The following is a 12,408-nucleotide window of genomic DNA, read 5'->3' as shown; positions in this document are numbered from 1 at the left end:
GTCAGGGTCGCAGATCGGGGGTGTGGCGCGGCTGGAGGCGCCCGGTCGGGGTGGCCGGAGGGGTCTCCGTCGGGATCGGCGTCTCCGTCGGGACGGTGGGCGTCTCCGTCGGCACGGTGGGCGTCTCCGTCGGGACGGTGGGCGTCTCCGTCGGCGTCTGGGTCGGGGTCTCGGTGGGAGTCTCCGTCGGCGTCTCCGTCGGGATGCCGCCCGTCGCGGTCTGCGTCGGCCGGGTGGGCTTCGGCGGCGGGGGCGGCGGCGGGGTGTACTCGTGCCCGTCGGACGGGGCGTCGCCGTCGAGCATCGCGGGCTCGGGGAACTCCTCGACCGTCATGCCGTCCATGACGCGCTCCATGATCCCGGCCCACGTCTTGGCGGGGTAGTTGCCGCCGAAGTAGCCGGAGCGGCCGTCGGAGCTGGTCGGCAGCCAGAGGTCGGCACCGTCGGGGCGGGGCACGTCGAGGCCCTCGCGGCCCTTGCCCCGGACGTACATCACCGCGGTGGAGATCTGCGGGGTGTAGCCGACGAACCAGGACGACGACACGTCGCCGTCGTCGTTGGTCGCGGTGCCGGTCTTGCCGGCCGCGGGACGGTCGATGGCGAGCGCCTCGGCGCCCGAGCCGCTCTGCACGACCTGCTGGAGCGCGTACGACACGTCCGAGGCGATGTCGGGGTCGACGGTCTCCTTGCTGCGGTCCTTCGCCTCGTAGAGGACGTCGCCGTTCTTGTCGACGACCTTCTGCACCACGTGGACGTCGTTGCGCACGCCGCCGTTGGCCAGGGTGGCGTAGGCGTTGGCCATGTTGATCGGGCTGACCTGGGCCGTGCCGAGGGTGACTCCGACGTTGTCCTGGAAGTCGATCGACTGCCGGGGGATGCCGAACTTGGAGCCCTCGTTGCCGGGGATGCCCAGGTCCTCGGCCGCCTGGATGACCTTCTGCGGGCCGTCGTCCATCGCGTCGACCATGTCGACGAAGGCGGTGTTGACGGAGTTCTCGGTGGCGTTGAGCATCGAGACGGCCGAGCCGTAGCTCTCGTTGCCCTGGTTCTCGAACTCGGTGCCGGCGATGTCGATCGGGCTGTTGCCGTCGAAGGTGTCGGTGAGCGAGAAGCCGTCGCGGATCGCGGCCACGTCGGTGGCCGCCTTCATCGTCGAGCCGGCCATGCCGCCGGCCACGGCCCAGTTGATCTGGGAGTCGAGGTAGTCCTGGCCGCCGTAGAAGCCGAGCAGCTCGCCGGTCTGGGTGTCGACGGTGGCGGCGCCGATGTGGAGGTCGGCGTTGCCGGCCTGGCCCGGCATGCCGGCGTCGGGGCGGTTGGCGTTGACCGCCTCCTCGACGTCGGACATCACCTGCGGGTCGAAGGTCGTGGTGATCCGGAGGCCGCCGCCGTCGATCTGGTCCTCGGTCGCGATGCCGCGGGACAGGATCTCCTTCTTGACCAGGGCGAGCATGTGGCCCTTCTGGCCGCCGTACTGGCTCGACGCCGCGATCTTGGGGAACTTCGGCAGCTTCTTCTCGGCCTTGTCCCGCTGCTCGCCGGTGATGGTGCCCATGTCGGCCATGCTGTCGAGGACGTAGGCGTAGCGGCCCTTGAGGGCGTCCCTGCTGTCCTGGCCGTTGGCCGGGTCGTAGCGCGTCGGGTTGTTGAGGACCGTCGCGAGCACGGCGGACTCGCGCAGGTTGAGGTCCTTGGCGTCCTTGTCGAAGTAGGCCTGCGACGCGGCCTGGATGCCGTAGGCGCCGCGGCCGAAGTAGATGGTGTTGAGGTAGCCCTCGAGGACCTGCTTCTTGTCGAGCTGCTGCTGGATCTTCAGCGAGACGATCGCTTCCTTGATCTTGCGCTTGTAGCTCTGCTCGCTCGTCAGGTAGAGGATCTTGACGTACTGCTGGGTGATCGTGGACGCGCCCTGGCGGGCGTTGCCGGCGGCGTTGGAGAAGAGCGCGCGCAGGATGCCCTTGGGGTCGATGCCCTTGTCGGTCCAGAAGGTCTGGTTCTCCGCGGCGACCACGGCGTCCTGGATGGAGTCGGGCATCGTGGACAGCGGGATCGACTCGCGGTTCTGGTCGTCGTAGTAGGTGCCGAGCTGCTGCTCGCCGTCGCGGTAGTAGACGAACGTGGTCTGGGCCTGGAACGCGGAGTTCGGGGTCGGGATGCTGATCGCCTGGTAGAGCACCACCACGACGCCGCCCAGGACGAGGGCACCGACCACGCCGAGCACGGCGAGGACCTTCGCGACCTTGGCCACGCGCTGGCGGGCCGTGCGCCTCGGCTTCGGTCGACGGGTCTGGGCCTTGCCGTCGGCCCTGCGCTTCTTCGCACTCACCGGAAAAGGGTAAGGGGACCGGCCCAGCATCCCGATTCGTCATGTGCGGATATATCGGTACGATAGATCGCATGGCACGCCGTGGAGACACCATCGAGCTCGCAGTCCTCGGACTGCTGCACGAGGGACCCATGCACGGCTACGAGCTGCGCAAGCGGCTGAACCTCATGCTCGGCTGGGGGCGGGTGCTGTCGTACGGCTCCCTCTACCCCGCGCTCAAGAAGATGCTGCGCGCCAACCTGATCACCGAGGTGGCCGACACCTCGACGCCGGTCAACCGCCGCCCGCGCATCACCTACGAGGTCACCCCCGCCGGCAACGAGCACTTTCAGCGGCTCATGTCGGAGGTCGGTCCCACCGCGTGGGAGGACGACAACTTCGACATCCGGTTCGCCTTCTTCTCCTCCACCGACATGGAGATCCGGCTCCGGGTCCTCGAGGGCCGCCGCTCGCGGCTCCAGGAGCGGCTCGCCCGCGTCCAGGGCGAGCTCGAGCGCACCCAGGCCGAGGTCAACCGCTACGCCGCCGAGCTCAACCGCCACGGCGTCGAGTCGGTCGAGCGCGAGGTCCGCTGGCTCTCCGACCTGATCCGCGCCGAGCGCGACGAGTCGCCCGGCGCCTCCCCCTCTGCCCCAGCCACGTCACCCGCCACACCGCACGGCAGCACACCCCGAGCAAGCAACGACTGACAACCGCCAGCACAGCACACAAAGTAGACCGAGAAATCGAGAAGGAGAGCCCCATGGGTTCGGTACGAGTAGGGATCGTCGGAGTCGGCAACTGCGCCACCTCCCTCGTCCAGGGCGTTGAGTACTACAAGGACGCGGACCCGGCCGGCACCGTGCCCGGGCTCATGCACGTCAAGTTCGGCGACTACCACGTCGGCGACGTGCAGTTCGTGGTCGCGTTCGACGTCGACGACAAGAAGGTCGGCAAGGACCTGTCCGAGGCCATCAACGCCTCGGAGAACAACACCATCAAGATCGCCGACGTCCCGACCCTCGGTGTCGAGGTGAAGCGCGGCCCGACGATGGACGGCCTCGGCAAGTACTACCGCCAGACCATCGAGGAGTCGGCCGCCGAGCCGGTCGACGTCGTGCAGGCGCTCAAGGACGCCGAGGTCGACGTCCTCGTGTGCTACCTCCCCGTGGGCTCCGAGCAGGCCGCCAAGTTCTACGCGCAGTGCGCGATCGACGCCGGCGTCGGCTTCGTCAACGCCCTGCCCGTCTTCATCGCCTCCGACCCCGAGTGGGCCAAGAAGTTCGAGGACGCCGGCGTCCCGATCGTCGGCGACGACATCAAGTCGCAGGTCGGCGCGACCATCACGCACCGCGTGATGGCCAAGCTGTTCGAGGACCGCGGCGTGGCGCTGGACCGCACCTACCAGCTCAACGTCGGCGGCAACATGGACTTCAAGAACATGCTCGAGCGCGAGCGCCTGGAGTCGAAGAAGGTCTCCAAGACCCAGGCCGTGACGTCCAACCTCACGGGCGAGCTGGCCGACAAGATCGACAGCCGCAACGTCCACATCGGCCCGTCCGACTACGTCGCCTGGCTCGACGACCGCAAGTGGGCCTACGTCCGCCTCGAGGGTCGCGCCTTCGGTGACGTCCCGCTCAACCTCGAGTACAAGCTCGAGGTCTGGGACTCCCCCAACTCCGCCGGCATCATCATCGACGCCGTCCGCGCCGCGAAGATCGCCATGGACCGCAGCGTCGGTGGCCCGATCATCCCGGCCTCGACCTACCTGATGAAGTCCCCGCCGGTGCAGATGCCCGACGACCTCGGCCGCGCCGAGCTCGAGAAGTTCATCGCCGGCGAGTGACCTGATCGCTCGCCCGCACGGGCAGTGCCGAAGAACTGCGGCCGTACGCCGCCCCGGATCCGTCCGGGGTCGTCGTACGGCCGCAGTTCTTCTGTTTTTGTCACGGACGTCTGGCCCACGTCAGGTGGGCCGGGCGGCCCACCAGGCACGGAGCGCGGCCTCGGCCGCCTCGGGGGTCTGCGGCCCCTCGTCCATCCGCAGCTCCAGCAGGAAGGCGTACGCCTCACCGACCTCGCGGCCCGGGCCGATGCCGAGGATGCCCATGATCTGGTTGCCGTCGAGGTCGGGCCGGATCGCGGCGAGCTCCTCCTCCTCGCCGAGGCGGGCGATGCGCTCCTCCAGCGAGTCGTAGGTCCGGCGGAGCCGGTCGGCCTTGCGCTGGTTGCGGGTCGTGCAGTCGGCGCGGGTGAGGATGTGCAGCCGCTCGAGCTGGTCGCCGGCGTCGCGGACGTAGCGGCGCACGGCGCTGTCGGTCCACTCCCCCGAGCCGTAGCCGTGGAAGCGCAGGTGCAGCTCGACGAGGGTGGCGACCGCGTCGATGTCGGAGTTGGAGAAGCGCAGCGCCTTCATCCGCTTGCGGGTCAGCTTGGCGCCGACGACGTCGTGGTGGTGGAACGTCACGATGCCGCCGTCCTCGAAGCGGCGCGTGCGGGGCTTGCCCACGTCGTGCATCAGCGCGGCGAAGCGCGAGACGAAGTCGGGTCCGCCACCGAGGCGGTGCTCGAGGTCGATCGACTGCTCGAGCACGGTCAGCGTGTGCTCGTAGACGTCCTTGTGGCGGTGGTGCTCGTCGCGCTCGAGCGCGAGGGCCGGCAGCTCCGGGAGGACGTACGCCGCCAGGCCGGTCTCGACGAGCAGCGTGAGGCCGAGCCGGGGGTGGGGCGCGCAGACGAGCTTGACCAGCTCGTCACGCACGCGCTCGGCCGAGATGATCTCGATCCGGCCGGCCATCTCGGTCATCGCGTCGACGACCTCGGGCGCGACGGAGAAGCCGAGCTGCGCGGCGAACCGGGCGGCCCGCATCATCCGCAGCGGGTCGTCGGAGAACGAGTCCTCCGGGGCACCGGGGGTGCGCAGCACCTGCTCGGCCAGGTCGACGATGCCGCCGAACGGGTCGACGAACTCGCGACCCGGGACCCGGACGGCCATCGAGTTCACGCTGAAGTCGCGGCGGCCGAGGTCACCCTCGAGGCTGTCGCCGAAGTCGACGTCGGGCTTGCGCGAGGACGGGTCGTAGGTCTCCGAGCGGTAGGTCGTGATCTCGACCTGCCACGGACCCTTGCGGCACCCGATGGTGCCGAAGTCGCGGCCCATGTCCCACACGGCGTCGGCCCAGCCGGAGACCAGCCGCTCGGTCGTGTCGGGCCGCGCGGAGGTGGTGAAGTCGAGGTCCTCCTGCAGCCGGCCGATCATCGCGTCGCGCACGGGACCACCGACCAGCGCCAGCTCCTCGCCGGCGTCGGCGAAGAGCTCACCGAGCTCGTCGATGACGGATCCGATGCGCGTCAGCTCGGAGGCGACGCGCCGCTGGATCTCGACGATCGTCAGGGGCTGGAGTGCGACGTCGGACACGACAGGCCACTCTACGTGTGAGGAGGGCGGGTCCTAACAACTACAGTCTGTGCGTGCCCCGCCCCTCGTCGTTCCGTGCTGCCCTGGCGGGGCTCCTGGCGCTCGGATTCGCGATGGTGCCGTCCCTGGCGGGCGCAGGCGGGGCCTCGGCGACGGTGACGGCGGCCGCCCGGGCCACCACCGCCGACCCGCTCGTCGTCCACCTCGACAGCATCACCGCGGTGCTGCCGCGCAAGGGCAGCGTCGACATCAGCGGCACCGTCACCAACGTCAGCGACGAGACCTTCACCCGGATCAACCTGCACGCCTTCTCCTCGGCGACGCCCATCCCCGACTCCCGCCAGCTGGCGGACGCCGCGCTGAGCGATCCCACCATCGCGGTCGGCGAGCGCGTCACGACGCCCGGGACCTTCTACACGGTCGACCAGCTGGCGCCGGGCGAGACCGCCTCGTTCTCCGACTCCGTCCCGGTCGGCCTGCTCCAGGCGACGGGTGACCCCGGCGTCTACTGGATCGGCGTGCACGCGCTCGGCGACAGCACCTCCACCCCGCGCGACGAGATCGCCGACGGCCGGGCGCGGACGTTCATCCCCGCCCGCCCGACGGGCAACCGGACGCAGGAGGCCTCGGTGATGCTCTCCATCCGCAGCCGGGTCTGGTTCAAGGAGGACGGCTCGCTGGCGGGCACCGAGCGCTGGGCGCGCCGGCTCGCCCCCGGGGGCAGCCTCTCCGGCGTGCTCGACATGGCCGACTCGGCCGGCTCGACGCCCTACAGCTTCCTGGTCGACCCGTCCGTGCTGGTGGCGCTGGTGCGGCTCACCCAGGGCAACCCCCCACGCAACATCCTGCCGGACCCGACCGTGGAGGGGCAGGCGCCGTCGCCGACCGCGACGCCCAGCGACGGCGAGACGGCGACCCCCGAGACCCTCACGCCCCAGGCCGAGTCGACCGAGGAGCCCAGCCCCGAGGAGGCCGCGCTGGCCGAGGCGGCGCAGGCGTGGCTCGACCGCTTCCTGCTCACCACCGCCGGTCAGCAGGTGCTGACCCTGCCCTTCGGCGACCTCGACGTGTCGGCCGCGATGCGCAACGACCCGGCCAGGTACGACGAGGCGACCGCGCGGTCCGCGGACGTCATGACCACCCTCGGTGTCCAGTACGTCCCGACGGTCGCGCCGAGCGACGACGTGCTGAGCCCCGAGGCGATCGAGGCCCTGCCCGAGGACACCGTGATCCTGATGGGCGACACCTCGTTCACGGTGCCCCCGGACGGCGACAGCTCGGTGGTGCGGCTGCTCGGGCACAAGGTCATCGTGACCAGCACCGGCGCCGAGTCGGGTGGACCCGGTCCCACCGCGGCGACCGACCCGCTCGCGCTGCGCCAGCGGCTGATCAGCGAGGCCGCCCTCCGCGCGGGCAGTGCCGACCCGGCTCCCCTCGTCGTGACCCTCCCGACCGTGTGGCGCGGCGAGGACGCGGCGTCCTTCTTCGACGACCTCGAGCAGTCGTGGCTCGAGCTGGTGCCGGTGAGCGAGGTCGCCGCCCAGGACCCGACCTTCGTCTCCTCCACCAACCTGGCCTACACGCAGGAGGACCTCGACGCCGAGCTCGAGCCGTCGAGCTTCACGGCGGCGACACGCGCCACCGACGACGCCACGCTCCTCGAGGACGTGCTCAGCCTGCAGACCACCATCGAGCGACAGGTCCGCGACGAGGTGCTGGCCACCCTGTCCGAGCTGCACCGTGCCCGCCCGGTCCTGGCGCGGGCGGCGGCGGACCGGATCTCGGACTCGCTCCGCGCCGAGCTCGCCAAGGTCGCGATCGAGGCGCCCACGGCCGTCACGCTCTCCAGCGACTCGGGCCCGCTCGGCGTCACCCTCGTCAACGGCCTCGACCAGCCGGTCGAGGTGCAGGTCGCGGTCAGCACCGACGGCGAGCTCACCCTCAGCGGCGCCTCCGGCGCCCGCACCCTCGGACCGGGCGCCCGCAGCGTCCTGCGCTACGAGGCGTCGACGACCCAGGACGGCGTCCACAACGTCCGGCTCGCGGTCACCAGCGTCGACGGCGTACCCCTCGGATCGTCGGACCAGCTGCCGATCCGGGCGGCACGGGTCAGCGCCCTCATCTGGATCGTGATGGCCGTGGGTGCGCTCGTGCTGTTCGGGATGATCGGCTACCGCCTGCCCGGCCAGATCCGGGCCCGCCGGGCCGAGCTCGCCGCGGCGGCCGAGGCACCGGACGAGGACGCGCCCCAGGACGAGGACGCACCCCAGGACGAGACCGGAGCCGGCACCGAGGCGGGCACCGAGGCGGGGAGCCCTGCCGTGCCGGGGCGCGCATGAGCGACCAGAGGGTCCTCGCGTCGTCCGCCGTGATGGCCGCCGGCACCGTGGTGTCGCGCGCCTCGGGCTACGTGCGCGCGGCCCTGCTGGTCGTGGCGCTCGGCTCCGGCATCCGCGGCGACCTCTTCGCGATCGCCAACACGCTGCCCAACATGGTCTACATCCTGCTGGCCGGCGGCATCTTCAACGCGGTCCTCGTCCCGCAGCTCGTGCGGCGGATCAAGGAGGACGCCGACGGCGGCGACGCCTACGCCAGCCGGGTGATCACGCTCGCGGCGCTGTTCCTCGGAGCGGTCACCCTCCTCCTGGTGCTGCTCGCACCGCTCCTGCTCCGCGTCTACCTCGACCACCGGTTCCTCGACCCCGCACTGTCCGCGCAGCTGGAGTCGATCGTCGACCTCACCCGGTGGTGCCTGCCCCAGGTGTTCTTCTACGGCATGTACGTCCTGGTCGGGCAGGTGCTCAACGCCCGCGGCCGCTTCGGGCCGATGATGTGGGCGCCGATCGCCAACAACCTGCTGTCCGTCGCGATCCTGGCGGCCTACCTGGTGTCGTTCGGGGCGACCGGTGGCGGGGCGGAGAAGGACCTGGCCCTCGGCACGAGCGCCGAGGTCCTGCTGGGACTCGGCTCGACGCTCGGCATCGTCGTGCAGTTCCTGGTCCTGGTGCCCTACCTGCGCGCATCGGGCTTCGGCTACCGACCGCGCTTCGACTTCCGCGACCCCGAGCTGGGGAAGACGCTGTCGCTCGGGATCTGGACCGTGCTGTTCGTGGTGGTCACCCAGGCGGCGTACCTCGTGGTCGTCCGGCTGGCGTCCGGCGGCACCGTCGACGGCGGCACCGGCTACCTCGTCTACTCCAACAGCCTCCTGATCATGATGGTGCCGCACGCCATCGTCACCGTCTCGCTCGCGACGGCGATCCTCCCGCGCCTGTCGTCGTACGCCCACGAGGGCCGGCTCGCCGAGCTGGGCAGCACCGTCGGCTCGACCCTGCGGACCGCGCTCGCACTGGTGCTGCCCTTCGCCGTGCTGCTGCCGATCACCGCGGTCGACGTCGCCGGCGTGGCCTTCAGCTGGGCCAGTGCGACCGAGGCGGCGCGGTTCGCCCCGACCCTCGCCGTCTTCGGCCCGGCGCTGGTGTTCTTCACCGTCCACTACTTCATGCTGCGCGGCTTCTACGCGATGGAGATGACCCGGCTGGTGTTCTTCATCCAGGTGGCCGTCTCGCTCACCAACGTCGTCGTCGCGAGCGTGCTGGTCCCGCGGGGAAGCCCCGACGACACGGCACCGCTGCTCGTCGTGGCCTACCTCGTGTCGTACGCCGTCGGGGCGATCGCCGCGTTCGTGCTGCTGCGGCGCACCGTGGGCGGGCTCGAGACCCCGCAGCTGGTGCGGTTCCTCGTGCGGATGGCGATCGTGCTGGTCGCGGCGGGCGGTGCCACCTGGCTGGTCGAGCACGGCCTCGCCGGTCTCGGCGAGTATCCCGGGCCCCTGCTGTCCCTCGTCCGCGGCGGGGCGAGCGCCGCCGCCGGGCTGCTGGTCGTGCTGCTCGGCGCCCGGCTGCTCCACGTGCGCGAGGTGACCGGCCTGGTGGACGCGGTCGCGTCTCGGCTGCGTCGCGGCGCGTAGCAGGGGAGATCGGCCCGCTGCCTCCTACAGTGGCCGGAAGCAAAGGACACGCACAGGGTCGAGCGGGGAACGAGGTGGGACGTGGGGTCGATGCAGGCCGGTGACGTGCTCGCCGACCGCTACCGCCTCGACGACCTGCTCGCCGAGAGCGGCGCAGGACGGTTCTGGCGCGCCCACGACCTCGTGCTGCACCGCCCGGTCGCGGTGCACATCCTCGCGGCCGACGATCCCCGGGCCGACGCGGTCCTCGAGGCCGCGCGCACGGTCGGGCCGGTCATCAACCGGCGGCTGCTCCGCGTCCTCGACGCCGAGGTGGCCGGCGCGAAGTGCTACGTCGTCAACGAGTGGGGGCAGGGCGACTCCCTCGACATCCTGCTGACCCGCGAGGGCCCGCTGCCGCCCCGTCGTGCGGCCTGGCTCGTCGCCGAGGTGGCCGACAGCATCGCCGAGGCACACGCCGCGGGCATCGCGCACGGCTGCCTCACGCCGGAGAACGTGCTCGTCGACCAGCACGGCCAGGTCCGCATCATCGGCTTCGGCGTGGAGGCGGCGCTCCGGGGCCTGCCGCCGGGCCGGGTCACCGTCGACGAGATCGACCTCGCCGGACTGCTCTACTGCGCGCTCACCGGCAAGTGGGCCGGCGTCTCGACCTCGGCCGTGCCGAGCGCGCCCGAGGTCCACGGCGAGGTGCTGCGCCCGCGCCGCGTGCGCGCCGGCATCCCCCGCCCGCTCGACACGCTCTGCGACCAGGTCCTCAACCCCGAGCACGCTCCCGGCGGGGGTCAGGCCGACCACACCGCCCGCCGCATCAACGAGCTGCTCCGCGACTACGTCGGCGACGTCGTCGGCACCCACGCCCCGGTCGCCGGTCCGCGGCCGGCGGCGCCCGCCACGTCGTCGTACGCCACCCAGGCCGTGCCGGTGGCGACGCCCGAGCCCGCGCCGCCGTCTCCGGAGCCCGAGGCGCACCCCGAGCCGGAGCCCGAGCCCGAGGTCGAGGCCGTCAGTGAGCCGGCACCCGAGCCGGCACCGACGGCGGTGACGGACCTCCCGACCCAGGCCGGGATGCCGGTCTTCCACGACGACGACGAGGTCGACTGGCTGCGCGCCCGCGCCGACAAGCCGGCGCCCCCGCCCCCGCTCGAGACGCCCGCACCGAAGCCGCTCTTCGCGCCCGACCCGCCCGAGGGCGAGCCCGTCCGCCGCCCACGCCCGGGGACGAAGGCGGCCACCGCCGGCAGCGACTACTGGCCGTGGGACGACTCCCGCCACGGCTCGTCGGTCGACGCCACCGGACGACCGGCGGGCCGCGACACCGGCTCGTGGGGCTCGGGCCACTGGACCGACGACCGCTGGGGCACCGGCGAGGGCTTCGACGACACCGACGACCGGGTGCCCGGGCGCAGCTGGAACCGGCTGGCGCTGGCGGTGATCGTCGTCCTGCTCGTGGGCGTGGCCGTGGTGGCCGCCTACCAGCTCGGCATCAAGCCGCCGGCGAGCGACTCCGACGACGAGCCCTCGACCTCGGCGTCGCCGAGCGTGGTGACCCCGACGCCGTTCACGGGACTCGTCGCCGACGACTTCGACCCGCAGGGCGACGCCCCGCAGGAGGAGAACCCCGACCAGGTCCCGAACGCCGTCGACGGCGACCCCGCGACGACCTGGAGCACCTCGACCTACCGGCAGAACTTCGGTCCGGGCGGGCTCAAGACGGGCGTCGGCCTGGTCATCGACCTCGGCGCCAGCAAGGGCGTGCGGGAGGTCGTCGTCTCGACCGTGGGCGGCCAGACCGCGCTCGCGGCCTACGTCACCTCCGAGCCGCCGACCGGCGTCGCCGGGCTCACCCCCGTCGGCACGGCGGCCGGCACCGGCGATCTGACGATCAGCCTCGACGAGGCGGTGTCGGGGAGGTACGTCACGGTGTGGCTGACCCTGATCCCCTCGGTCGGCGCCGACGAGTTCCGCGGCACGATCTCCGAGGTGCAGGTGCTCGGATGACCACCCCGGGGAGCGAGCCGGTGGACGGGCCGACCGACCGGGAGCTGCTCCAGGCCCACGTCGACGGCGACGCCGAGGCGTTCGGCGTCCTCTTCGCGCGCCACCGCGACCGGCTGTGGGCGGTCGCGCTGCGCACGATGGGCAACCCGGACGACGCGGCCGACGGTCTCCAGGACGGGATGATCGCGGCCTTCCGCCGCGCGGGCTCGTTCCGCGGCGAGGCGGCGGTGACGACCTGGCTGCACCGGGTCGTCGTCAACGCCTGCCTCGACCGGCTCCGCGCGGCGAAGATCCGGCGCTTCGACAGCCTGCCCGACGACGTCGAGGACCGCGGCACCCTGGTCGCGACGGCCGTCCACGACGACCAGCCCGACGCGAGGGCCGAGGAGTCCGAGCGCCGGCGTCGGGTGCTGGCCGCCCTCGCCACGCTGCCCCCCGACCAGCGCGCCGCGCTCGTCCTCGTCGACATGGAGGGCTACCCGGTCGCCGAGGTCGCGCTGATGCTCGACTGCGCGGAGGGCACCGTGAAGTCGCGGTGCTCGCGCGGTCGCGCCAAGCTCGCCGAGCTGCTGGTCGACCTGCACCGCCCCTCGGGTGACCCGCCTCACGGGAACCCGCCGCCCGACGGTCCCGTCCAAGCCACCGTGCGGCCGCGGGGACCGCCCGCGCCCTGACTCCTGCCCACCCGCCCCACGACACCTCGAGGAGGTGACCCCC

At 72.0% G+C, this 12,408-nt stretch carries 8 protein-coding genes; 6 read left to right on the top strand and 2 right to left on the bottom strand.

The annotated features are described in order from the left end of the window. Nucleotide 1 precedes the first annotated feature (1 nt). Complete coding sequence (locus tag BLV76_RS23295) at nt 2-2,326, bottom strand: transglycosylase domain-containing protein (protein WP_090968581.1); 2,325 nt, start codon at nt 2,324-2,326, stop codon at nt 2-4. Nucleotides 2,327-2,397: 71 nt separating this feature from the next. Between BLV76_RS23295 and BLV76_RS07575 the strand changes: the two genes are divergently transcribed. Continuing rightward, the gene (locus BLV76_RS07575; protein ID WP_090968580.1) at nt 2,398-3,015 is read left to right on the top strand and encodes a PadR family transcriptional regulator; all 618 of its coding nucleotides are present in this window, start codon (nt 2,398-2,400) and stop codon (nt 3,013-3,015) included. A 53-nt stretch (nt 3,016-3,068) separates the two neighbouring features. After that, nucleotides 3,069-4,151: an inositol-3-phosphate synthase gene (locus BLV76_RS07570; protein ID WP_090968579.1), complete on the top strand. Its 1,083-nt coding sequence runs from the start codon at nt 3,069-3,071 to the stop codon at nt 4,149-4,151. Nucleotides 4,152-4,271: 120 nt separating this feature from the next. On the opposite strand, the gene BLV76_RS07565 is transcribed toward BLV76_RS07570, so the two are convergent. Then, entirely contained in the window at nt 4,272-5,723 is a 1,452-nt protein-coding gene (locus BLV76_RS07565; protein ID WP_090968578.1) for a CCA tRNA nucleotidyltransferase, read from the bottom strand. A gap of 53 nt (nt 5,724-5,776) precedes the next feature. Between BLV76_RS07565 and BLV76_RS07560 the strand changes: the two genes are divergently transcribed. From BLV76_RS07560 to sigM, 4 genes are all read left to right on the top strand, one after another. Continuing rightward, nucleotides 5,777-8,062 carry a DUF6049 family protein gene (locus BLV76_RS07560; RefSeq protein ID WP_090968577.1) on the top strand — a complete coding sequence of 762 codons (2,286 nt, stop codon included), beginning with the start codon at nt 5,777-5,779 and terminating at the stop codon, nt 8,060-8,062. Then, the gene (gene murJ, locus BLV76_RS07555) at nt 8,059-9,693 is read left to right on the top strand and encodes a murein biosynthesis integral membrane protein MurJ (RefSeq protein ID WP_090968576.1); all 1,635 of its coding nucleotides are present in this window, start codon (nt 8,059-8,061) and stop codon (nt 9,691-9,693) included. The genes BLV76_RS07560 and murJ overlap by 4 nt, the downstream gene beginning before the upstream one ends. A 90-nt stretch (nt 9,694-9,783) precedes the next feature. After that, a complete protein-coding gene (locus tag BLV76_RS07550; RefSeq protein WP_245734886.1) occupies nt 9,784-11,691 on the top strand; it encodes a protein kinase family protein in 1,908 nt (635 codons plus the stop codon). Then, nucleotides 11,688-12,365: an RNA polymerase sigma factor SigM gene (sigM, locus tag BLV76_RS07545; RefSeq protein WP_090968574.1), complete on the top strand. Its 678-nt coding sequence runs from the start codon at nt 11,688-11,690 to the stop codon at nt 12,363-12,365. The genes BLV76_RS07550 and sigM overlap by 4 nt, the downstream gene beginning before the upstream one ends. Nucleotides 12,366-12,408: the final 43 nt, after the last annotated feature.

Origin of the sequence: Nocardioides exalbidus (genome assembly GCF_900105585.1) — a bacterium.
GTDB lineage: Bacteria > Actinomycetota > Actinomycetes > Propionibacteriales > Nocardioidaceae > Nocardioides > Nocardioides exalbidus.
The sequence above is the reverse complement of the archived record's forward strand: the minus strand, read 5'-3'. Positions and strand labels throughout refer to the sequence as shown.